The organism is Bacillus sp. FSL K6-0993 (assembly GCF_037977205.1).
Taxonomy (GTDB): domain Bacteria; phylum Bacillota; class Bacilli; order Bacillales; family Bacillaceae; genus Bacillus; species Bacillus subtilis.
Map to the genome: position 1 here is coordinate 3,993,323 of NZ_CP150275.1, position 23,250 is coordinate 4,016,572.

The 23,250-nt window shown below is 43.0% G+C and carries 24 protein-coding genes and 1 pseudogene; 8 read left to right on the forward strand and 17 right to left on the reverse strand.

What is annotated here, in order from left to right; genetic code table 11:
- The first annotated feature begins 59 nt into the window (after positions 1–59).
- Together ahpC and ahpF are read left to right on the forward strand one after the other, a co-directional pair.
- The gene (ahpC, locus tag MHH79_RS20670; RefSeq protein ID WP_015483942.1) at positions 60–623 is read left to right on the forward strand and encodes an alkyl hydroperoxide reductase subunit C; all 564 of its coding nucleotides are present in this window, start codon (positions 60–62) and stop codon (positions 621–623) included.
- A gap of 13 nt (positions 624–636) precedes the next feature.
- Positions 637–2,166 (forward strand): alkyl hydroperoxide reductase subunit F, encoded by a 1,530-nt coding sequence (gene ahpF, locus MHH79_RS20675; protein ID WP_038428098.1) that lies wholly within the window; start codon positions 637–639, stop codon positions 2,164–2,166.
- A gap of 109 nt (positions 2,167–2,275) precedes the next feature.
- On the opposite strand, the gene MHH79_RS20680 is transcribed toward ahpF, so the two are convergent.
- The 4 genes and pseudogenes from MHH79_RS20680 to MHH79_RS20695 all read right to left on the reverse strand — a co-directional run bounded on the left by MHH79_RS20680 (position 2,276) and on the right by MHH79_RS20695 (position 5,855).
- Positions 2,276–3,628, reverse strand: a complete 1,353-nt coding sequence (locus MHH79_RS20680) for a polysaccharide pyruvyl transferase family protein (protein WP_047183473.1) — start codon at positions 3,626–3,628, stop codon at positions 2,276–2,278.
- A 289-nt stretch (positions 3,629–3,917) separates the two neighbouring features.
- Positions 3,918–5,357 carry a 6-phospho-beta-glucosidase BglA gene (gene bglA / locus MHH79_RS20685; RefSeq protein WP_047183474.1) on the reverse strand — a complete coding sequence of 480 codons (1,440 nt, stop codon included), beginning with the start codon at positions 5,355–5,357 and terminating at the stop codon, positions 3,918–3,920.
- Positions 5,358–5,370: 13 nt separating this feature from the next.
- A pseudogene (locus MHH79_RS20690) lies at positions 5,371–5,682 on the reverse strand (PTS glucose transporter subunit IIA); the annotation flags it as partial.
- Complete coding sequence (locus MHH79_RS20695) at positions 5,589–5,855, reverse strand: PTS transporter subunit EIIB (protein WP_100506025.1); 267 nt, start codon at positions 5,853–5,855, stop codon at positions 5,589–5,591. The gene MHH79_RS20695 and the pseudogene MHH79_RS20690, both read right to left, overlap by 94 nt.
- 157 nt (positions 5,856–6,012) lie before the next feature.
- Between MHH79_RS20695 and MHH79_RS20700 the strand changes: the two genes are divergently transcribed.
- The 3 genes from MHH79_RS20700 to fbp all read left to right on the forward strand — a co-directional run bounded on the left by MHH79_RS20700 (position 6,013) and on the right by fbp (position 9,042).
- Positions 6,013–6,723, forward strand: coding sequence for a GntR family transcriptional regulator (locus MHH79_RS20700; protein WP_340034881.1), 711 nt, complete (start codon positions 6,013–6,015; stop codon positions 6,721–6,723).
- A gap of 28 nt (positions 6,724–6,751) precedes the next feature.
- Entirely contained in the window at positions 6,752–6,913 is a 162-nt protein-coding gene (locus MHH79_RS20705) for a hypothetical protein (protein WP_041850297.1), read from the forward strand.
- Between the two features lie 203 nt (positions 6,914–7,116).
- Positions 7,117–9,042, forward strand: a complete 1,926-nt coding sequence (fbp, locus tag MHH79_RS20710; protein ID WP_063335888.1) for a fructose-1,6-bisphosphatase — start codon at positions 7,117–7,119, stop codon at positions 9,040–9,042.
- A gap of 469 nt (positions 9,043–9,511) precedes the next feature.
- Here fbp and MHH79_RS20715 read toward each other — a convergent pair whose 3' ends face one another.
- The 4 genes from MHH79_RS20715 to MHH79_RS20730 all read right to left on the reverse strand — a co-directional run bounded on the left by MHH79_RS20715 (position 9,512) and on the right by MHH79_RS20730 (position 12,954).
- Complete coding sequence (locus MHH79_RS20715) at positions 9,512–10,933, reverse strand: AAA family ATPase (RefSeq protein WP_340034882.1); 1,422 nt, start codon at positions 10,931–10,933, stop codon at positions 9,512–9,514.
- Positions 10,930–12,120: a DUF262 domain-containing protein gene (locus tag MHH79_RS20720; RefSeq protein ID WP_340034883.1), complete on the reverse strand. Its 1,191-nt coding sequence runs from the start codon at positions 12,118–12,120 to the stop codon at positions 10,930–10,932. The genes MHH79_RS20715 and MHH79_RS20720 overlap by 4 nt, the downstream gene beginning before the upstream one ends.
- Positions 12,121–12,223: 103 nt before the next feature.
- Positions 12,224–12,703: a 23S rRNA (pseudouridine(1915)-N(3))-methyltransferase RlmH gene (gene rlmH, locus MHH79_RS20725; protein WP_003326142.1), complete on the reverse strand. Its 480-nt coding sequence runs from the start codon at positions 12,701–12,703 to the stop codon at positions 12,224–12,226.
- 80 nt (positions 12,704–12,783) lie between these two features.
- Positions 12,784–12,954 (reverse strand): CxxH/CxxC protein, encoded by a 171-nt coding sequence (locus MHH79_RS20730; protein ID WP_080344249.1) that lies wholly within the window; start codon positions 12,952–12,954, stop codon positions 12,784–12,786.
- A 184-nt stretch (positions 12,955–13,138) separates the two neighbouring features.
- Between MHH79_RS20730 and MHH79_RS20735 the strand changes: the two genes are divergently transcribed.
- Positions 13,139–13,552 carry a hypothetical protein gene (locus MHH79_RS20735; protein ID WP_340034884.1) on the forward strand — a complete coding sequence of 138 codons (414 nt, stop codon included), beginning with the start codon at positions 13,139–13,141 and terminating at the stop codon, positions 13,550–13,552.
- Between the two features lie 34 nt (positions 13,553–13,586).
- On the opposite strand, the gene fdhA is transcribed toward MHH79_RS20735, so the two are convergent.
- The 6 genes from fdhA to MHH79_RS20765 form a co-directional block, all read right to left on the reverse strand.
- On the reverse strand, positions 13,587–14,813 hold the full coding sequence (gene fdhA, locus MHH79_RS20740) for a formaldehyde dehydrogenase, glutathione-independent (protein ID WP_080467369.1): 1,227 nt from the start codon (positions 14,811–14,813) through the stop codon (positions 13,587–13,589).
- Between the two features lie 62 nt (positions 14,814–14,875).
- Entirely contained in the window at positions 14,876–15,046 is a 171-nt protein-coding gene (locus MHH79_RS20745) for a hypothetical protein (protein WP_043940249.1), read from the reverse strand.
- A gap of 103 nt (positions 15,047–15,149) precedes the next feature.
- Complete coding sequence (locus tag MHH79_RS20750) at positions 15,150–15,398, reverse strand: DUF2651 family protein (protein WP_114523573.1); 249 nt, start codon at positions 15,396–15,398, stop codon at positions 15,150–15,152.
- Positions 15,399–15,413: 15 nt separating this feature from the next.
- Positions 15,414–16,577, reverse strand: coding sequence for a hypothetical protein (locus MHH79_RS20755; protein ID WP_340034885.1), 1,164 nt, complete (start codon positions 16,575–16,577; stop codon positions 15,414–15,416).
- 10 nt (positions 16,578–16,587) lie between these two features.
- A complete protein-coding gene (locus MHH79_RS20760; RefSeq protein WP_326274933.1) occupies positions 16,588–17,325 on the reverse strand; it encodes a YiiX/YebB-like N1pC/P60 family cysteine hydrolase in 738 nt (245 codons plus the stop codon).
- A gap of 141 nt (positions 17,326–17,466) precedes the next feature.
- Positions 17,467–17,937 (reverse strand): GNAT family N-acetyltransferase, encoded by a 471-nt coding sequence (locus tag MHH79_RS20765; RefSeq protein ID WP_095252470.1) that lies wholly within the window; start codon positions 17,935–17,937, stop codon positions 17,467–17,469.
- Between the two features lie 110 nt (positions 17,938–18,047).
- Here MHH79_RS20765 and rapG point away from each other — a divergent pair, with 110 nt between their 5' ends.
- Together rapG and MHH79_RS20775 are read left to right on the forward strand one after the other, a co-directional pair.
- Positions 18,048–19,145, forward strand: coding sequence for a response regulator aspartate phosphatase RapG (rapG, locus tag MHH79_RS20770; protein ID WP_047183486.1), 1,098 nt, complete (start codon positions 18,048–18,050; stop codon positions 19,143–19,145).
- The gene (locus MHH79_RS20775; RefSeq protein WP_003226961.1) at positions 19,146–19,262 is read left to right on the forward strand and encodes a Phr family secreted Rap phosphatase inhibitor; all 117 of its coding nucleotides are present in this window, start codon (positions 19,146–19,148) and stop codon (positions 19,260–19,262) included.
- Between the two features lie 34 nt (positions 19,263–19,296).
- On the opposite strand, the gene rocF is transcribed toward MHH79_RS20775, so the two are convergent.
- From rocF to rocD, 3 genes are all read right to left on the reverse strand, one after another.
- Entirely contained in the window at positions 19,297–20,187 is an 891-nt protein-coding gene (gene rocF / locus MHH79_RS20780; RefSeq protein ID WP_003226959.1) for an arginase, read from the reverse strand.
- Between the two features lie 72 nt (positions 20,188–20,259).
- The gene (locus MHH79_RS20785; RefSeq protein ID WP_077670829.1) at positions 20,260–21,663 is read right to left on the reverse strand and encodes an amino acid permease; all 1,404 of its coding nucleotides are present in this window, start codon (positions 21,661–21,663) and stop codon (positions 20,260–20,262) included.
- 222 nt (positions 21,664–21,885) lie between these two features.
- Positions 21,886–23,091 carry an ornithine aminotransferase gene (rocD, locus tag MHH79_RS20790; protein WP_015483955.1) on the reverse strand — a complete coding sequence of 402 codons (1,206 nt, stop codon included), beginning with the start codon at positions 23,089–23,091 and terminating at the stop codon, positions 21,886–21,888.
- Between the last annotated feature and the right edge of the window lie 159 nt (positions 23,092–23,250).

Genomic DNA, 23,250 nt, shown 5'->3' on the forward strand with positions numbered 1-23,250 from the left:
TAGAATTATTATTGAAAGCGAATATGCTTTCTAATACATTTTTAGGAGGAATATACATTATGTCTTTAATCGGTAAAGAAGTACTTCCATTCGAAGCAAAAGCATTCAAAAACGGTGAATTCATCGATGTAACAAACGAAGATTTGAAAGGCCAATGGAGCGTATTCTGCTTCTACCCAGCAGATTTCTCTTTCGTATGCCCAACTGAGCTTGAAGATCTTCAAGAACAATATGCTGCTCTTAAAGAATTAGGTGTTGAAGTCTACTCTGTTTCTACAGATACTCACTTCGTACACAAAGGCTGGCATGACAGCTCTGAAAAAATCGGCAAAATCACTTACGCAATGATCGGTGACCCATCTCAAACAATCTCTCGCAACTTCGATGTTCTTGACGAAGAAACTGGTCTTGCTGACCGCGGAACATTCATCATCGATCCAGACGGCGTCATCCAAACTGTAGAAATCAATGCAGGCGGTATCGGCCGTGACGCAAGCAACCTTGTAAACAAAGTAAAAGCAGCTCAATACGTTCGTCAAAACCCAGGTGAAGTTTGCCCGGCTAAATGGGAAGAAGGCGGCGAAACTCTTACACCTAGCCTTGATCTAGTAGGTAAAATCTAAGGAGTGCATTCAATTGGTACTTGATGCAAACATCAAAGCACAATTAAATCAATATATGCAGCTAATTGAGAATGACATTGTTCTCAAAGTTAGCGCAGGCGAAGATGACACTTCTAAGGACATGCTGGCTCTCGTTGATGAGCTGGCTTCCATGTCATCGAAAATTTCAGTTGAAAAAGCTGAATTAAACAGAACGCCAAGCTTCAGTGTCAATCGTGTCGGAGAAGACACTGGCGTGACTTTCGCCGGTATCCCTCTGGGCCACGAATTCACATCATTAGTGTTGGCGCTGCTCCAAGTGAGCGGCAGACCGCCTAAGGTGGACCAAAAAGTCATTGATCAGGTGAAGAAGATCAGTGGTGAATACCACTTCGAATCTTATATCAGCCTGACATGCCACAACTGTCCTGATGTTGTACAAGCTTTAAACATGATGAGCGTGCTGAACCCGAACATTACGCACACGATGATTGACGGTGCAGCATACAAAGCAGAAGTTGAAAGCAAAAACATCATGGCAGTGCCGACCGTTTACTTGAATGGCGAATCCTTCGGAAGCGGCCGTATGACGCTTGAAGAAATTCTTGCGAAAATGGGCAGCGGCACAGATGCATCTGAGTTTGCTGACAAAGAGCCGTTTGACGTTCTTGTTGTCGGAGGCGGACCTGCTGGTGCAAGTGCAGCGATCTACACTGCACGTAAAGGCATCCGCACTGGTGTTGTGGCTGAGCGCTTCGGCGGACAGGTGCTCGACACCATGAGCATCGAAAACTTCATCAGCGTCAAAGCGACGGAAGGACCGAAGCTTGCGGCAAGTCTTGAAGAGCATGTGAAGGAATATGATATTGATGTCATGAACCTTCAGCGTGCGAAACGCCTTGAGAAAAAAGATCTGTTCGAACTTGAACTCGAAAACGGCGCTGTCCTGAAAAGTAAAACAGTGATCCTTTCAACAGGTGCACGCTGGCGCAATGTCAACGTACCTGGTGAACAAGAGTTCAAAAACAAAGGTGTCGCATACTGCCCGCACTGTGATGGGCCATTGTTTGAAGGCAAAGACGTTGCGGTAATCGGCGGCGGAAACTCTGGTATCGAAGCAGCGATTGATCTTGCAGGTATTGTCAATCACGTTACTGTGCTAGAGTTCGCGCCGGAACTGAAAGCAGACGAAGTCCTGCAAAAACGTCTCTACAGCCTGCCTAACGTTACTGTCGTGAAAAACGCACAAACAAAAGAAATCACAGGTGATCAGAGTGTTAACGGCATCACATATGTAGACCGCGAAACAGGCGAAGAAAAACACGTTGAACTTCAAGGTGTATTCGTCCAAATCGGTCTCGTGCCAAACACAGAATGGTTAGAAGGAACGGTTGAACGCAACCGCATCGGCGAAATCATTGTCGACAAACACGGCGCGACAAGCGTACCAGGCTTATTTGCTGCCGGCGACTGCACAGACAGTGCGTACAACCAAATTATTATTTCTATGGGATCAGGTGCAACTGCCGCCCTCGGCGCGTTTGATTACCTAATCCGTAACTAATATAAGAAAGCCGCAATTGCCAGATTGGCAGCATTGCGGCTTTCTTTTTTATTCCAAAAATATTGCAAGTTTTATACAACTGTAATATAGTTGTAATGTTAGTGAATGGTCACTTCACACTCAGCATATTTGCTGTTTTTAAAGCGATACGCACTGATTTTCTATTTAACGTGCCCTGATACTTTTTGACCTTTTTTTTCAGATCTTTAATGGTTTTTTCCTTTTTGGCATTTTCTAATGCCATCAGCGCTTCCCAGCGTTTCGCTGTTTCTGTGGAACTGCAGCCGCTAACTGTAGTCACAGGCGGAAGAAGCTTCGTGTTAGATAGTTTTTCGTCAAAAGGAACGGTATCAGGAATCGCTTTCTCTTTATAAATATGGTCTAATTCATTTTGATTCAAGAAGCTGATGAAATGGTCAAAGTTTTGCGCTTGCCGTTTCTCAGGCTGATGAAAATCAAGTGTTTCAATTAATTCTGACAGTTTTGTCCGATCGGTTATCTCATTTGCCATGACATGCGTTAATTGATGGTACTCAGCTAATTCACGCATTCTGGCATCTTTCGGAAGCAACAGGCTCGGTGTACCGGCAATCGTCGCTGCGATATTTCCATGCAGCCTTGCGCCAAAGCTCAAATCGGCTTTTTTCAGGAAATCCAGCCAAGTCGGTACATTTAAAAAGAATCGAACTCTATCATTCTGATAAGCCGGGTCTTCCATGCTGACCGGATAATTATCAGCAGGCTTCGCTAGCGCAGGCGCACCCGCATATGTCAGAATCATTTCTTTTCGCCATTGCGGGATAAAGTAATGATTCGGGAACTCTTTCATGCTTCTCGTAATGAAGTCCAGCACATGCTTTGGAGACAGCCTTGATGAGTTAACCGTCACCATTGATTCTGGTGTGATATTGGTTTCTCTTATCTTCAGTTCTCTGCCAAACGCATACATAGAAGGACACCCAATCACCGTATGGTCAATGCCTTCACGGAAGCCTAATCTGGAAAGGTATTTCGCTGTAATTTCACCGCGGACACCGATCATATTTGATCTCTCCAGCACAGCACTTACAAACGCCTTTACATCCTCATCAAAAGGAAAACCTTCATTTAATTTTGGCTCAAACGGAGCCCGCAAACCAACACCAATCACAACAACCGGAATGGTTAGTTTCTTAATTAATTGGGTATATTTCCGTAAAGAAGGCACGAAATCCTCGCGGAATGCATCTGCCAGCGGAATAATATACATATCATAATTTTTATTAATTTGTTCAGCATCCGCTGGATTAATCCGATAATAATCAGGAGTAATCGTCGTTCCTTCTGTCATCAGCGTGCGAAACACACTGTAGGCATATACTAGGTTTCCTACATTGCCGCCAATGGAGTTACGAACAATCATTTCAGCTGCATTAAATGTATCAAATGGTGATATGCCAGCTCTTATTAAAATGTTTTTCAATGTGATGTTGCCCCTTCCTCGCCAAATTTTTGTCAGGAGATTTGCTTAGGGAACTCTATCATGATCTTAAAATCTTCAGCCGGACACCCGCTTTCATCCCTTTTTACTCACAAACGCTCTCCCTTTCTTCCGTTCTAATATTAAATTATACAAAAAAGGATCTTACAGGTGAAATCATAACATAACAATCAGCGCTAGTAATCTATTCCCATTACTGGATATCGGGTCTGGTCATGCCAAAAACCCGAACCAGGCACTACGGTAAATGTGCTCGATTCGGGCCAGCTTCTTATAGTTCCTCGCCATTCGTTTGAATGACATTTTTGTACCACTCAAAGGAGTCTTTCTTATATCGTTTCATGGATCCGTTTCCTTCATTGTCACGATCAACATAGATCATGCCGTAGCGTTTTTTCATTTCGCCAGTTGTAAAGGAGACAATATCAATAATGCCCCACGGCGTGTAGCCAATTAAATCAACACCGTCGTACGTGACCGCTTTTTCCAATGCTTCAATATGCGATTTTAAATATTGAATGCGTTCCGGATCATGAACCTTTCCGTCCTCCTCCAGCGTATCCACTGCGCCAAAGCCATTTTCAACGATGAATAACGGGATTTGGTATCGGTCATAAAAACGATTTAATGTATATCTCAGCCCGGTTGGATCAATCGCCCATCCCCAGTCACTCGAAGTGATGTACGGATTTTCGACACCATTCGGCAAGCCGCCATTTACAATATCGCCAGTGTTATCATTTTTCACATCACTTTTCACAGTTGTTGACATGTAATAGCTGAAGCCTAAGTAATCAACGGTTCCGTTTCTTAAAATCTCATCATCGCCTTCTTCGAATGTGATGTTGTAGCCTTCGCGTTCAAATTCCTTCAACGCGTAGCTTGGATAATAACCGCGAACCTGTACATCAGGGAAGAAATAGCGCTGCCTCATTTCTTCTTCAGCCAGCATCACATCTTCAGGATTGGAGGAGAAAGGATAAATCGGCACGTGTGATACCATAGCCCCGATTTTGAACTCTGGATTGATGTCTTTTCCTTTTGCCACTGCTAATGCGCTCGCCACTAATTCATGGTGCGCCGTTTGATACATGACCTCCTTGGCGTTTTCATTTTCTTCGACCACAACACCTGAATTCGTCCATAGGAACAACGGATTATTCACATCCATTTGGTTGTTGATCTCGTTAAATGTCATCCAGTACTTCACTTTCTCTTTGTAACGGGTAAAGCAGGCCTCTGCAAAGTTGACGAAGAAGTCCACGACTTTCCGGTTTCTGAAGCCGCCATATTCTCTTGCCAGGTGCAGCGGCATTTCAAAGTGAGACAGCGTAATGACTGGCTCGATCCCATGCTTCAGCAATTCATCAAACACATCATCATAAAACTGCAAACCCGCTTCGTTCGGTTCAGTCTCATCGCCTTTCGGAAAAATCCGGCTCCAGCCGATGGACGTCCGCAGACATTTTAATCCCATTTCCGCAAACAAAGCGATATCTTCCTTGTATCTGTGATAAAAATCAATGGCTTCATGGTTTGGATAAAATTCGTTTTCTTCAATCGTGTCAGTGATTTTTCTCGGTACGCCGTGCGCACCCGCTGTCATCACATCGACGACACTCGGCCCTTTACCGCCTTGATTCCATCCGCCTTCAAATTGGTGGGCAGCTAAAGCACCGCCCCATAAAAAATCCTTCGGCATGTTTCCCATGTTTAATTCCTCCTCAGCTTACGACTGTAAATATTTTTTGATGTAATGCACTTTCTTCAATCTCTTCAATCAGAATTTCCTGGTACGCATGTGAATTCGTGATGATGACAGGGGTAATCGTTGTTAACCCTTTCTCTTCAATGAAAGCCTTATCAAACTCAGCAAGCACTTCGCCTTTTTTGACGGTATCGCCTTCTTTCACCTCCAAGGCAAAAGGCGTGCCGTCTAATCTCACCGTATCCAGCCCGATGTGCGCAAGCAATTCGACGCCGGACGCTGAACGCAGGCCAATCGCATGCTTTGTAGGCGCCACCATGACAACCGTAATAACGCCGGGATGGTGGCATCGATTTCACGATACGCTTTAGGGTTAGACCGCTTCAGCACCAATCGAAGTCTGGTAGCGCAGCGAGAAGCCCCAATCACATTCTCTTCCCCGCCTACGGCCTCTAAAATGTCTTTTGCTAGTCTCGTATAATCTCTCACTTTCCCCGACATTTTCACCCACCCCTTTGTTTTGGTTACGCTTTCATTATAATTGTACCGGTATAATTTATCAATTTCGAAACAAAATATTTACGCACTAACTATAATTGTAAGCGGTTTATGCTATAATTTTGACAAGTGAAACTAAACGAATAAATGAGGAATGCGTATGTTAAAATACCAGCAAATCGCAGCGGAAATTGAAACATATATAGAAGAACACCAGCTTCAGCAGGGAGACAAACTGCCAATCCTAGAAACCCTCATGGCCCAGTTTGAAGTCAGCAAAAGCACCATCACAAAGTCCCTCGAGCTATTAGAGCAAAAAGGCGCGATCTTTCAGGTCAGAGGAAGCGGCATTTTCGTCAGAAAACATAAACGAAAAGGCTATATCAGCCTTCTGTCGAATCAGGGATTTAAAAAAGATCTCGAGGATTTCAACGTCACCTCAAAAGTCATCGAACTGGACGTGAGAAAGCCAACACCGGAAGCGGCGGAAAACCTGAACATCGGAATGGACGAGGACATCTACTATGTCAAAAGGGTCCGCTACATCAACGGCCAGACCCTTTGCTACGAAGAGTCTTACTACAACAAATCGATCGTGACGTATTTAAACAACGAAATCGTTTCCCACTCCATCTTCCATTACATCCGGGAAGGACTGGGGTTGAAGATTGGTTTTTCTGATTTGTTTCTGCACGTGGACCAGCTTAATGAGGAGGAAGCGGAATATTTGGGATTAGAGGCTGGACTGCCGAAGCTGTATATAGAAAGTATTTTTCACCTGACAAATGGGCAGCCGTTTGATTACTCGAAGATTTCGTATAATTATGAGCAGTCGCAGTTTGTCGTACAGGCTAATAGTTTTTTATTATAGGGCTGCTTCACTACGGAAGGTGGTCGACATGTACAAAATCATTATCCCTGCAATTCTAGCCATCTTTGCGCTCTGGATACTCTTACAGATTTCACTAGAGATGAGCATCGTTAAGAATCCAATGAACTACTTTATCGTATTCATTATCTTTTTCCTCTTTGTAAAGATGGTGAAAGAAAAACAACAGTAGTTTGCTTTGAACAGGAAACCAGATTTGACATCTGGTTTTTTTGTGTTTCACTTTATTCACTCGTTTCAATTGTCTATAAAAGCAGTTATGCGGTACTATCATATAAAGGTCCAATGTTTAAAAATAATGTCATACTTTTAAATTCACCTTATCATGCACATGCTCATAAATAGGGGTTTATTCTAAAAAGGGGATGGACGGTTTTGGAAAGCAAGTACCTAGATCTACTCGCACAAAAATACGATTGTGAAGAAAAAGTGGTAACGGAAATCATTAATTTAAAAGCAATACTGAACCTGCCAAAAGGCACCGAGCATTTTGTCAGTGATCTGCACGGAGAGTATCAGGCATTCCAGCACGTGCTGCGTAATGGTTCAGGACGAGTAAAAGAGAAGATACGCGACATTTTCAGCGGTGTCATTTACGATAGAGAAATTGATGAATTAGCGGCATTGGTCTATTATCCGGAAGACAAACTGAAGTTAATCAAACATGACTTTGATGCCAAAGCAGCGTTAAACGAGTGGTATAAAGAAACGATTAACCGAATGATTAAGCTCGTTTCTTATTGCTCCTCCAAGTATACCCGCTCCAAACTGCGCAAAGCACTACCTGCCCAGTTTGCTTATATTACGGAGGAGCTGCTATACAAAACAGAACAAGCTGGCAACAAGGAGCAATATTACTCCGAAATCATTGATCAGATCATTGAACTTGGCCAAGCCGATAAGCTGATCACCGGCCTTGCTTACAGCGTTCAGCGATTGGTGGTCGACCATCTGCATGTGGTCGGCGATATTTACGACCGCGGACCGCAGCCGGATAGGATTATGGAAGAACTCATCAACTATCATTCTGTCGATATTCAGTGGGGAAATCACGATGTCCTTTGGATCGGCGCCTATTCCGGTTCCAAAGTGTGCCTGGCCAATATTATCCGTATCTGCGCCCGCTATGACAACCTGGATATTATTGAGGACGTGTACGGCATCAATCTAAGACCGCTGCTGAACCTGGCCGAAAAATACTATGACGATAATCCAGCGTTCCGTCCAAAAGCAGATGAAAACAGGCCAGAGGATGAGATCAAGCAAATCACAAAAATCCATCAAGCGATTGCCATGATCCAATTCAAGCTTGAGAGCCCGATTATCAAGAGACAGCCGAACTTTAATATGGAGGAACGGCTGTTATTAGAGAAAATAGATTATGACAAAAACGAAATCACGCTAAACGGAAAAACATATCAACTGGAAAACACCTGCTTTGCGACAATTAATCCGGAACAGCCAGACCAGCTATTAGAAGAAGAAGCAGAAGTCATAGACAAGCTGCTATTCTCTGTCCAGCATTCCGAAAAGCTGGGCCGCCATATGAATTTTATGATGAAAAAAGGCAGTCTTTATTTAAAATATAACGGCAACCTGTTAATCCATGGCTGTATTCCAGTTGATGAAAACGGCAATATGGAAACGATGATGATTGAGGATAAACCGTATGCGGGCCGTGAGCTGCTCGATGTATTTGAACGGTTCTTGCGAGAAGCCTTTGCCCATCCGGAAGAAACCGATGACCTGGCGACAGATATGGCTTGGTATTTATGGACAGGCGAATACTCCTCCCTCTTCGGAAAACGCGCCATGACGACATTTGAGCGATATTTCATTAAAGAAAAGGAAACACATAAAGAAAAGAAAAATCCGTATTATTATTTACGCGAAGACGAGGCAACCTGCCGAAACATCCTGGCAGAATTCGGCCTCAATCCAGATCACGGCCATATCATCAACGGCCATACACCCGTAAAAGAGATCGAAGGAGAAGACCCAATCAAAGCAAACGGAAAAATGATCGTCATCGACGGCGGCTTCTCCAAAGCTTACCAATCCACAACAGGCATCGCCGGCTACACGTTGCTATACAACTCCTACGGCATGCAGCTCGTCGCCCATAAACACTTCAACTCCAAGGCAGAAGTCCTAAGCACCGGAACCGACGTCTTGACGGTGAAGCGATTAGTGGACAAAGAGCTTGAGCGGAAGAAAGTGAAGGAAACGAATGTGGGTGAGGAACTGCTGCAGGAAGTTGCGATTTTGGAGAGTTTGCGGGAGTATCGGTATATGAAGTGAGGGGTGTGGGCTCAGGGATTATTCTCTGGGCTCTTTTTTTCGATTTCTCATATAGCACAGAAAATTGCTAAGAAGTCTAGTTATCTGCTAGTTCATAAATATGTTAATACTAAGATAAATATTGAGGAAGTTATTTTGAACGAACAAAAAAAGAAGCAGCAGGTATAGATGCTGTATTTTGAAGGGCAGAGTACATTTCTTTAATAGGGTCTATTATATATAGTTCGAGTTTTTTTACTCTTTGCGTTACGGAGTTGGAGCTAATGCATACTTCAGATTTTTAGAATTCGGATTTAATTTTGCAGAAGTCAACATATCCAAGACCATTAACTTATACATAAGCAATAACGTGAAACGGATAACGCTTATTATTCACAGTCATTACCCGTTCCAGACAATAAATTGCCACCTAATTTATATTTTCCCCTCTATTTATAGTACGATTTACCGTAACAAATCTAAATGAGGTTTATTTTTTAATTGCCTCATATACATTTGATATAAACTCCTCAATTTGACTTAAGTTCTCTTTTTCCCATAAATCATAAAATATATCAACTACTGCGCTGAAATCTTTATGTGTTTTATTTGCAAGTTCAATTAACCAATCATGATACTCCATCCCTTGAACTTTTGCTAATAGTATTCTTAATTCATGCTCATCAAGGCTCAATTTTAAACTAAGCTCTTTAAAGTAACTACGAGTTAATTTTTGAAATTCCTCTTCTATACTAATCTCTCCTGGCAAAAAAGCATATCCCCAATTTAGAGTATCAAATTGCACCTTCCCACTGTTTTTAACATCACCGTCATAAATTCCTATTATTTTGTAATCCATCTGCTTTAATCTAGGAATACTTATTATTTTTGTTATTTCGGAATATCCACTTGTTTTTTCTAATCCGAAGTATTTTAAAATGTATTGTGCATGTCTCTTACATATACTCTTAAAGAATTCCAAAGCTAAAGAATCTTCAAAAATGAAAATACCTTTTCTATTTATTGTTAAACCCAAATCTTGTAATATATCTTCTTTATATCCTGGATTAACTACCTCTATAGAATCTAAGTAATTCTGTAAAATAACCATTCTTTCCGGGCTAATATTTTGTAAAATAAATGGTGAATGTGTAACCAATATTACAGAAAACCTATGTTCATTCATCTTATCAGCAATAAAATTCATTAAATTTATTTGTGAAGTAACACTAATAAATACTTCCGGTTCCTCAATTAATATTATTCCGCTCTTGGATACCCTTTTAAATAACCAATATATGTAAAATAAAAAATGTTCTCCTGTGCCCATTTTCAAACTGTCATATTCTAAACCATTACAAGAAACTTGAAAATAAGGCACAGTAACATCATCTTCTACCTCAATCTCTCTTAACACGATAGAATCATATATTTTACCCACCAAATAATTTAAATGTCTCAAGTCGTTTTCATCAAAAATATTATCGTCATGCTGCTCAATTAGCTCATTAAAATTTGGTTGACCGATAAATTCATTTATTTCAATAAGTTTCATATAATCAATTTCTTCAAGTATTACTTCATCAGAAATAACATCTACTAATCTATATCCATCTTCATTTTTTATAAAAATATCTTTATTACCTTCTTTTAAATTGCCTTGAATTTCAATACCTTGAATTTTGATTTTATCCTGCTCTCTAACATTTATACCCAAAATATCTTTAATAGCAGTAAATACTGTAGACTTCCCTACACCATTCAAACCACAAATTGCAAATATTCCCTTTTTGAAGTTTATCGGTTCACTAATGCCCAATATCCCATTTAAGTTCAAATTATCTATATAGTATTTGTAGCTATTTTTCTCAACTTTTCTCCATATATCAGGGACTTTAGCTGAACGTATCATTTTTTAATAGTCCCTCCCCAATTTAAATCATTTGAGATTATTTCAAGTGTACGACTCATGCTCTCTATCTCATTTGATAAGTATTTTGCTAAATCTGGATTGAAGTCATCATTTGATGAATATACTAATAAGTATATTTCTAAAATAATATCTCTATAAATAATTGAAAGTGCATCAGTACTACCCATACTAGCTCTTTGATTAAATATTAAAAACATTTGATTTAAATAATTATAGTCTCGGAACAAAGGGATAATCTTATCAAAACCTAATAATATCCCAGATACTTTACCTTTAACATATTCTCTTGAAAACTCAAATGTATAAATTAATTCTGCCATTAAATCCTTATCTATGTAATCTTTATTTTTATATGTGAAAATAAACCAACTAAATAATGTCGCCTTATTAATATTTAGTTTATTGAAAATAAATTTGTCTTGACCTAATTTCGAACTCTCTATAAAAAATACTAGCGTTTTTTTAACTTCATCAATAGTTTTTTGATCAAAAGGTTCATTATTTCTATACTTTTCGGAAATATTATTAGACGTAATCTTTTTCTTTAAGTTTCCCTCTTCAATTGTAAAACAAAATTTAGAAATTACATCATCATAAGCCATTCTTGAATTTGAGAATCCAATGGTTTCTCTATTTGCTCCAAGTTCTTCAAAATGATTAACAAGCTCCTTAATTTGGTTTCGAGTATTACCTATATATGAATTCCTTTGCTCAGCCGAAGTCAAAGTTGCAGGTTGGTTTAGTCTATAAAATAATTCAGCTGGTTCTTCCGGTAAATACTCGGTCAATCTTATAATGGTTAAGCTATATTTTTTAAACTTCCTTTGAATATTAAGTTCTAGATCTTGAAAATATAACTTATCTAAACCAAATATATTTTTATCGACTGGCTTTAATGTACCATCAATACTAAATTGATTTTCCATAAAATCTCTTATAGCTACCAATCTTTGTTGCCCATCTAGAACTTCATCAATAAAATCCCTATTTTCAATTAAATGAATTGGTGGAATTCTCCATCCTCTTAATATAGAGTCAATCAATTTTTTCTTTTTAGTTACAGTCCAAACTTCACCTCTCTGAAATTCTGGGCTTAAATTTAAATCTTTATCAATTATTCGTCTATAAATAGTCTCTATTTCTAACTCGGTAACTGTACACTTCAAAAATATAACCTCCCTTTAAATAATATTACATATAACTATATTTCTAGAATTTTTCATATCCTTGTGAAGGACTTTTACATAAAATTATTACAAAAAAAATCATTCACTTATGATAAGGCTCCCCACGATTAATCCGAAAAGCCCGATAAATCTGCTCCACTAAAATAAGACGCATCAACTGATGAGGGAACGTCATTTTCGAGAACGACAGCTTGTCATCCGCTCGCTTCATCACTGCGTCACTCAATCCGAGTGATCCGCCGATGACGAAGGTGACTTTGCTTTTTCCATAAGTAGCCAGCTTATCTATTGTATCGGCTAGTTCTTCGGATGTTTTCATTTTTCCTTCGATGGCGAGGGCGATGACGTGGGCGTCGGGGCTGATTTTTGATAGAATGCGGTCGCCTTCTTTGTCTTTTATGATTTTCATGTCCTGGTCGCTTAGGTTTTCCGGCGCTTTTTCGTCCGGGAGTTCGATGATGTCGATTTTTGCGTAGGCCGAAAGTCGTTTGGTGTATTCTTCAATACCTTGCTTGAGGTATTTTTCTTTTAGTTTTCCGATTGTCACAATATTGATATTCACAAGTCATCCCCACTTTAGAAACAAGTTATTCATATATGTTGTCCACAATTGTGGATATCTTTTCTGTATTTTGTGTAAGATCATTCGTTCCCCACTATATATACTGCGGGGTCTCCACATAATTCACAGCCTGTGGATAAACTGTTAGTATGTTCGATTTTTCTGATTTCGGGCGGCAGCTCGTGGTCGTCTATGTACATATCCAGCACGGTTTCGATGTGTTCTTCACAGGAATAATACGTTTGTTTCATGTTCAAATCCTCCGATGGTTTCTTGCGTTTTTGCAAATATTCTCTTCCCAATATAACCTATTTATTCACATGTTAGTAGTGCTTCGGGCTGAGTTTTATCCACAATTCGACAAACAAGCTGTTGATGACTCTATCTCGCTCGTATGTTAGGTTGGATGTAAACAATGTTTGGGGAGGTCTGCGTTTGCGCTTCAAATGGGTTTGGCTTTTTGTGATCATGCTGTTGCTTGCTGGGTGTCAGCCGTCTTATTGGGTGTTAGAGAAGGATCGTATCAGTGAAGGCGGTTCAGAGCTAGAATTATATGCTAATTATCTTCAAATGCATGATGACGTAAAAGGATATCAAGTCTTCACCATTTCAGAAGGCAAAAAAATGGTCGTGGTGTCTCTCGGAAGCAGCGAGAACGACAAACAGCTTGAGGTGTCAGACGTCAAATTCTCATCTAAAGAAACGGTTGTAACTGTGACGCGAAAACCCGCTCCCAAGGCAAATGAGAAAAACCCTTATATTCTGATTGGACTGGACAAAATCGAAGGGGATTTAATCGTACAAGACGAATCAGGAGATCGCTTTGAAGAAACAGATGACCAGCAATAAAAGCCGGCGTTCCGAGAACGTCCGGCTTTTTCTCTTATTTCAGCGTTCCATGCGGGTCGATGACGAATTTTTTGGCTGCGCCTTTGTCGAAGTCGCTGTAGCCTTTTGGCGCGTCGTCCAAAGAAATGACAGTGGCGTTGACGGCCTTTGCGATTTGCGCTCTGCCGCTCAGGATCGCTTTCATCAAATTGCGGTTGTATGTCATGGCGGGTGTTTGTCCGGTGACGAAGGTGTGGGCTTTGGCCCAGCCGAGTCCGAAGCGGATTTTTAGTGAGCCTGTTTTGGCGTCCGCATCCTTTGCGCCGGGATCTTCGGTCACGTATAAGCCTGGAATGCCAAGGCTTCCGCCAACCTGGGTGACGTCCATGATCGAGTTCAGCACGGCGGCAGGCGCTTCTCCTTGATTGCCGTGCCCAGATGCTTCAAATCCGACACAGTCCACTGCGGCATCCACGGTCGGTTCACCTAGTATTTGTTCAATTTGCTCGCCAAGGCGGTCGTGTTTTTGCACGTTGACCGTCTCACAGCCGAAGCTTCTCGCCTGTGCCAGTCTGTCTTCGTTCAGATCGCCGACAATCACGGTGGAGGCGCCTAGGAGCTGAGCGGAGTGTGCAGCTGCCAGACCCACAGGACCCGCTCCCGCGATATAGACGGTTGAACCTGTTTGCACGCCCGCTGTATAAGCTCCATGGAAGCCGGTCGGGAAAATGTCGGACAGCATGGTCAAATCGAGAATCTTTTCTAGCGCCTGTTCTTTATCAGGGAACACCAAAAGCTGAAAATCAGCGTACGGCACCATGACATATTCAGATTGGCCGCCGACCCAGCCACCCATATCGACGTAGCCGTAAGCCGATCCCGGCCGATCCGGGTTAACATTCAGGCACACATGCGTTTTCTGCGTTCTGCACATCACACAGCGCCCGCAGGCAATATTGAAAGGAACGGATACAATGTCGCCTTTTTTGATAAATTCAACATCCCGCCCCGTTTCAATCACTTCTCCGGTGATTTCATGCCCTAGCACTAAGCCTTCAGGCGCCGTTGTGCGACCTCGCACCATGTGCTGGTCGCTTCCGCAAATGTTGGTTGTAATGACCTTCAAAATAACCCCATGCTCACATTTCCGGTTTACATTCGCCTTTGGAACGCCGGGCCCGTCCCTTAAGATTAACTCCGGATAACCGATATCCTCCACCGCTACAGTCCCTTTGCCTTTGTACACAACCGCTTTGTTTCCTGTCAACGCCATTCCTCCCATTCATGTTTTTGGACTCTGCGTCCTTGAACATGACTTCGGTTCGGCATGACTCTTTCCCTTTTTCACGACTGTTTTTTCTGTATTCTTACAACAACAAATATGCCAAGAAAGCAGCCAATAATGGTTCCGCCGATGTCTAAGAAGTCGACTTTACATCCATTTAACAGGAACACAGTAATGGCCGAAACCAGGCAGATCATAACTGCCAGAAGAATAACCCGTTTGGTTTTCATGTAATTCCTCCTTTAGATTCGTTTCTAAAACATACCCAAAATCTCTGCAAACTTCGGTTCAACAAAAAAAGAGACTTCATACCAGTCTCTTCATAAACAGAGATCACTCAAAAAATTTCCTGAGAAATAATGTGGCAACACTGGTTACTAACGAAATCGCCGTATACATAACAACCCAAAACATGAATGAGCTATTGCCCGAAGCTAACGTAAATAACAATATCAAGCTCGTGATAAGAACGATGAGCGGTGCCACCCAAAATCTTTTAAATAAAAAATGACCGGCTATACCAAATACACCTGCAATGATCGGAAAACCAAAAACGATAAATAAAACGGCGATGGCTCCCATACTAACCTCCTTGCCCTAAAACCCCTTCATCACCTCAACATCATACAGCTTCAAATGACTCTTCGGCGTCACGACATCCTTTACCTTCCCAATCTCTTTTTCTTTCATTTTCTTTCCGGTTTTCAGTCTGTACTGTTCAATGTAGGCAGGCTTGTTATACGTGTATGTGAAGAAATAGAGGCTGCTGCCTTTTTGGGTGATTTCTTTGAAATCGGCTTTCATTTTGTCCTGGGAAAGGGTGAAGGCGATGTTTGTTTTTCCTGTCTTGGCATCGATTTTGTGTACCCTTCCGAAGCCGTCAATGAAATACAGGTTCCCGTCAAAAGGGAAAAAGCTGTTTTTAAAGCTGAAGGGCATGGAGCTGTATATCGTTTGTTCGTCGTTTTTGTATTCGGCGATGTCGTGCAGCTCTACTTTGCCGCTTTTTTTGTTGATCTTGACCATTTGATAGAGATTGCGGGCTTTTTGGCCGCGAACCATGACATACACAGCTTGATCGTCCACGGCAAGCTGGGATTCGACTGAGGCTCCTTCCCGGTACTGCCATTCCGTTATCTTGTGGTAAGTGAGCTTCCTTTGATCTGCTTGAATCTGAAGGAGCTCATAGCCTTTTTCGTCAGCTGTCGGGACAAGTGCGTAAATGGCGCCGTCATGGAAACCGGAGGCTCGGATGTAGTAGGAGATGACGTCTTTTTTCCACTCACCGTCCATCTGCCGGTACAGCTCTGAGCGGTATCCGTCTTTCTTTTTGTCGTAGCCGGAGTTGTATAAGGTGTAAAAGCCGTCCGTGTTTTGCAGAAAGCCTGCGCTGTCGCCTGTGTGCTGATAGGCTCTTTTATGGGAGCGCAGGCCGTTTTTGATCGTATAAATCGTGTTTTTGTCCTCCAGCATCACGCTGTCACCGTGAACCTTTGCTGAGCCCAGCTCAAGGCCCTTCATCTTAAAGGAAGACAGCGTCCCGTCCTGGCTGATAAACAGGGCGTAGCTTTTCCCGCCGCCAAATGCATCTTGATCCGCAGAGGATGAGAAATACAGCAGGACTTCTTTGTCATCCAGGAAATCGGGGTTTCTGAGATCCTGCTGACTTACGGTTTTATGGCTTTTGAGAGGAGAAATGAAGACAAATAGTGCGATTCCTGCGAGAATCAGCATGGCGATGGTAATCATCCACTTTTTCATATCCTTCTCCTTAGTAAATGGTCATGATGGTTGTCGTATACGAAGAACTTGTGATGTCGCGCGGATACACGCCTAAGCCTCCGTTGCTGTCTATATCAATCCCTGCTTTTAGCAAAAAGGCAGACCATAGGAGCTTTGAACAGTTTTTGGCGCCGTCATGGCCCGTATTTCTGTTATTGACGAAGTTAAATGAGTATGGGTCGCCGACCTTTGATACCGCCCAGTCGGCAGCAGCTGTTTTTTGAGATGAGGATACGCTGACGGTTTGCACAATGGAGTTGTCTTCCACGTCTCTGGCATTATAAGCGATCTGCCTGACGCCGTCGCTCGGGACAGATTCAACAATTTTGTCAGCAGCGGAGTACATGCCGACGTGGCCGTGATTGTAGTAGGCTGTGTAGGAGTTCGTGTAATAGATATTGCCTTTCGCGCTTGTCGGGAGTTTTTTCGTGCCGGACGACCCGCCCATGATAGACATGCCGCTTTCCTTGGCGAGCCGGTCTCCTTCTGCTTTATCAGCCGTGATTTCCTTATAGAACTGTTTTAGGATAACGTCCTGCTCTACGTGCTGCTGTTTGGCAATCTGGCTGGCAGATTTCATGATTTCTTCCGGTGTCGTGCCTGGCTGCAGTGCGGCGATTTCTTCAGCATAATTTGTGGTCTTTACGGCTTTGGCGGGAGAAACAAACAGGCCGCCACACATTGTAAGCGCTACCAAAAACATCGACACTCGTTTCTTCAACTTCATTACATCTCCTCTTTTCTTGTGAGTGTAGGAAAGGTAATTTCCTCACCCACATTATATTAGGAAAATAAGGAAAGTAACTAGGTTATTTACAGAATTTTTAGAAATCGTTTACAGAAAAAGGCCTTTATCAGGCCCTTTTCGTTAAATCTTCTTGCTCATCACTACGTCTGTTTCTTGAAATCCGGTTTGCTCATATAGCTTTCGCGCCGTCTGATTATGGGCAAAGACATGAAGGGACAGCTTGCGGATTCCCATGCTGCGTGCCGTTTGATCTAATGCCGCCAATGCTTGCTTTGCGTAGCCCTTTCCCCGATACGGTTCATATAACCCGAAATCATAAATAAACGCTTCCTGCTGCGGATGCTCCGGTTCAGCATGTATCCAGAGCCAGCCAACGATATCCTTTTCATTCAGCTTGAGGCTCCACAAATGGTGATGGGGTGTTTCCAGCCCTCTCGGAAGCAGATCAGTAAACGCCTGCTTAGACAAAAGCTGTGCATCTTCAGGCAGCCATGTTCCCGCTTTTACCTTTTCTTTCGCGTAATGCTTTGTTGTGTATGTGAGATAAGACCGAAATTCTTCTGACTGCATTGTGATCAGCATGATTGTCATATCATCTCTCCTTCATATATTGACTAGAGGATTTTACATAAAATAGAAAGAGGTGTTACTATCAGAATAAGCAACTGAGATTGATAAGTCACTAGAGAAAGGAGTTTCACATGAATAAGATCGCACCCGCAGAAATCGCTAGCATGCTTAACGATTGGTACCTTGCTATCAAGAAACATGAAGTGGAAGAGTCCTCCCGTTTATTTGAAGAAGTGAAGCCTTTATTGGATGACATGGAAGAGGATCAGGAGGTGCTTGCCTACTTCTCCTTATTGGAACTGCGTCACAAGGTTTTGCTTCACGAGGCGAGAGGACAGGGCTTTCAGCATGAGGAGCCTTCTCATATGAATGCTACGTCTGACATGCTGAAATATTACTTTTTTCTGTTTGAAGGCATGTATGAGGCCTATAAAAATAATTATGATATTGCCATTGGGCTGTATAAAGATGCAGAGCAGTATCTCGACAACATTCCCGATCCGATTGAGAAAGCCGAATTTCACCTGAAGGTCGGAAAGCTCTATTATAAGCTGGGACAAAATATTGTATCCCTCAATCATACACGGCAAGCGGTCAAAACGTTCAGGGAAGAGACTGATTATAAAAAGAAGCTGGCTTCAGCGCTGATTACCATGTCAGGCAATTTTACAGAGATGAGCCAGTTTGAAGAAGCTGAGGCTTATTTGGACGAAGCAATTCGGATCACGAGTGAATTAGAGGATCATTTTTTTGAAGCCCAGCTTTTGCATAACTTCGGCCTTCTTCATGCGCAAAGCGGCAAATCAGAAGAAGCGGTTTCGAAATTAGAGGAAGCCTTACAGAACGAAGAGTATGCCCGCTCCGCCTATTATTATCATTCTGTCTACTTGCTGATACGAGAGCTGTTTAAGGTCAAAAAGAAAGAACAGGCCTTATCTTATTACCAAGACGTGAAGGAAAAATTGACTGCTGAGCCGAATAGAATATGTGAGGCAAAAATAGACATTTTATATGCCATTTATGCAGAAGGGGGTCATGCGGAAACGTTTCACTTATGCAAACAACATATGGATGACTTGTTGTCCGAGAAAGAGTATGACAGTGTAAGAGAACTTTCCATTTTGGCTGGCGAACGGTATAGGGAACTTGAGCTTTACAAAGAAGCTTCCCACTTTTTTTATGAAGCATTACAGATTGAAGAACTGATTAAACGAACGGAGGTTATATAAATGAAAAGATTTCTGATTGGCGCAGGCGTCGCAGCGGTGATTTTATCAGGTTGGTTTATTGCGGACCATCAAACCCACTCACAGGAAATGAAAGTCGCTGAGAAAATGATTGGATAAATGAAAAACCCCCGCGGGTGCGGGGGTTTTCTTATTACAGCAGCTTCTTCCCTAGCAGGGATTCTACGAGCTCTACTGCTGTTTTACCTGTTTTGTTTTTGTGATCAAGGATCGGGTTAACCTCAACGAATTCGGCTGAGGTAATGATGCCTGCGTCATACAGCATTTCCATAGCCAAATGGCTCTCCCGGTAGCTGATGCCGCCGACGACAGGGGTTCCGACACCCGGTGCGTCGTTCGGATCAAGTCCGTCCAGATCAAGGCTCAGATGGACGCCATCACATGCTGATAAATAATCAAGGGTTTCTTCAATGACCTTTGTCATGCCAAGACGGTCGATTTCGTGCATTGTGTACACCTTCATGCCGCTTTCCTTAATGTACTTGCGCTCCCCTTCATCAAGTGACCGGGCGCCAATGATGACCACGTTTTCCGGTTTGATTTTAGGCGCGTAGCCTTCAAGGTTAACCAGTGACTCGTGGCCAATGCCGAGGCTGACCGCGAGCGGCATGCCGTGAATATTGCCCGATGGTGAAGTTTCAAGTGTATTCAAATCGCCGTGCGCGTCATACCAGATGACGCCGAGATTATCGTAATGCTTCGCTGTGCCTGCCAGCGTGCCGATCGCAATACTGTGGTCACCGCCCAGGACAAGCGGGAATTTTTTCTCTTCAATGACTTTGTTGACCTTTTGCGCGAGTTTTTCATTTCCCGCCAAAACAGAATTCAGGTTTTTCAGTTCCTCGTCATTTTTGATTTTTTCACGGTTGATCGGAATGTCACCGAGATCTTCAACCGTATACCCCATGTCTGACAGCCGCTCGATCAGATGAGCGTACCGGATGGCACTCGGGCCCATATCTACTCCGCGTCGTGCTTGTCCTAAATCCATTGGCATTCCAATAACCGAAATCGTTTTATCCATCTGTGATTCCACCTCAACATTTAAGATAATGTCCTATGCGGGTTATAACAAAGATGACTTACGGACAACGTTTTAAAGCTCTAGCTGACGATTCGCCTGCTGGCGTTTTTTAATGACGACATGATAAATGATGTAGCAAATGACCATAAACGGTACGCCGCAATACAGCGCGATACGCTGCTCCGGATCAAATGCAAGGCTGATGAGCACGACCGTATTTAATGTTAGGCCGATCAGCGGAAGCACCGGGTACAGCGGTGTTTTAAATTTCAAATCTTCTATCTTCCCGCCCTCACGGATATATTTGCGTCTGAACATGATTTGGGAAAGCGAAATCGCGATCCAGCCGACCTGCGCACTCATGCCCGCCAATGATAACAGCACCATATATACGGTTTCAGCCGCCGCCACTTTTGACAGAAGCGACAGGCAAGCCACAGCCATCGTTACAATTAACGCGTTCAGCGGCACACCTCGCTGATTTGTTTTGCCGAGCGCTTTGAAGGCCTGTCCTTCATTCGCCATCGCGTACAGGATACGCGTTGATGCGTATAAACCTGAATTCGCAACAGATAACAGCGCGATTAAAATAACAAAGTTCATGATATCAGCTGCATATGGGATTCCGATTTGCTCAAATACGGCAACAAATGGACTTTCCACGACACCCGCCTGTTTCCACGGAATCATGCCGGCAATGACAATGATGGAAAGCACAAAGAAGACAAGCGTTCTCCATACTGTCTGTTTGATCGACCGCGGAATCGTTTTTTCAGGGTTTTCACTTTCTCCGGCCGCAACCCCGATCAGCTCAGTTCCCTGGAACGCAAAGTTCACGGTAATCATCGTTATCAATATGGCCTTTATGCCGTTCGGAAATAACCCGTCTTCATAAAAATGTGTCAAAAACGGCGCCTGCTCTCCGCCCTTCAGATCAATCAGGCCAAACATGGCAGCTCCGCCGAGAATAATAAATAAAAGGATAATCAAAATTTTAATGCCTGAGAACCAGAATTCAGATTCCGCAAAGGCTTTTGTGGTGATCGCATTTAAAATAAACATCAGTGCCGCAAAGACCAGACACCAGATCCATACGTCTATATGCGGAAACCAGCGTTGCATCAGCTGCCCCGCTGATAAAAATTCAATGGCGCATGTAACCGCCCAGCCGAGCCAGTACAGCCAGCCGAACGCAAACCCGAAGGCCGGGCTGATAAATTTCGTGGCATAGGTCTGGAAGGACCCCGACACAGGAAAGGCGACTGCCAGCTCTCCTAAGCAGAGCATCGTCAAAAACATGATAAAGCCGCCCACTAAATAGGACAGAACCGCGCCGAGCGGTCCCGCTTGGTTAATGGTAAACCCGGTTCCAAGGAAGAAACCGGTTCCGATCACTCCGCCCAATGAAATCATGAACAAATGGCGTGATTTCATTGTCCGCTGGAGCTGATTTCCGTTATCTTGGTTTGTATTCACATTCTGCACCCCTTCAGCAACTTGTATTGGATCTAAGCTGGAACATCTGCATGGTGCTATCCCAGTTCGCTGTCCAAAGAGTCTCTATCTATTTAATATAAAATTCACTTCTTCTCATAAAGATACATTATACTAAAATACTGTAGCTGAGCAAATAGGGAGTGCTGATTTTTCTGTTGTAAATTTATACAAACGAAGTGAATATCCCGCCATGGTGCGGATTTATGCGTTTTGCAGCACGTGCTTAATTTTCTCTATTGCCCAATCCAAATCCTCTTTGGAAATGATTAATGGCGGTGCAAAACGAATGACTGTATCATGCGTTTCCTTGCATAAAAGCCCTTCTTCCTTCAAACGCTCACAATACGGACGTGCTGCTTCCGTCAATTCCACACCGATAAACAGCCCTCTGCCGCGGACTTCTTTAATGACCGGGCTGTCAATGCTCTCAAGCTCGCTTTTAAAGTATTCGCCAAGCTCAAGAGAACGATCCGCCAGCTTTTCATCCTCCAGCACTTCTAATGAAGCGATAGACACTGCACATGCAAGCGGGTTTCCGCCAAATGTTGAACCGTGTGAGCCAGGGTTAAATACGCCTAGGATCTCGCGGTCCGCCGCAATACATGAGATTGGGAACACACCGCCGCCAAGCGCTTTGCCCAAGATATACATATCCGGAACAATGCCGTCCCAGTCACAGGCAAATGTCTTGCCTGTACGTCCGAGACCCGTTTGAATTTCATCCGCAATAAACAAGACATTCTCTTCCTTACAAATTGCCGCCGCTTCCTGTAAAAATCCTTCCGGCGGAATCACAATGCCCGCTTCGCCTTGAATCGGCTCAAACAAGAATGCCGCTGTATTCGGCGTAATGGCCTGTCGAAGCGCTTCCACATCGCCGTAAGGAATGAGTTTGATTCCCGGAAGCATCGGGCCGAATCCTCGTTTATATTCCTCTTCAGAAGAAAGAGATACCGCCAGCATTGTGCGGCCGTGGAAGTTCCCGACACATGCGATAATTTCCGCTTGATTGTCAGCTACGCCCTTCACTTCATACGCCCAGCGTCTCGCCGCTTTCACTGCAGATTCAACCGCTTCAGCTCCTGTATTCATCGGCAGAATCATCTCTTTGCCTGTCAGTTTAGCTGTTTTTTCGTAAAAAGGCCCAAGCTGATCGTTATGAAACGCGCGTGACGTGAGGGTAATTTTATCAGCCTGATCCTTTAATGCCTGAATGATTTTCGGGTGTCTGTGACCCTGGTTTACCGCAGAGTAAGCACTCAGCATATCCATATATTCATTGCCTTCCGGGTCCTTTACCCAAGCACCCAGCGCTTCAGAAATAACAATCGGGAGCGGATGATAATTGTTGGCTCCGTAATGAGACGTCTGATCAATAATTTCTTTGGATTTAGATAAAGCTGACATATTTGAATTCCCCCTTGTTTTCTGTTTCAACATGTTATCCTGCTTTCCCTTTATATAAATGCAAGTTCTGTGCCAAATCAAGAATTCGTGTGTTTTCTACAATTTTCGAGGACAAGGTGCAAAAACATTCTGATATTTCGAGCAAAAATTCCAGCAAGT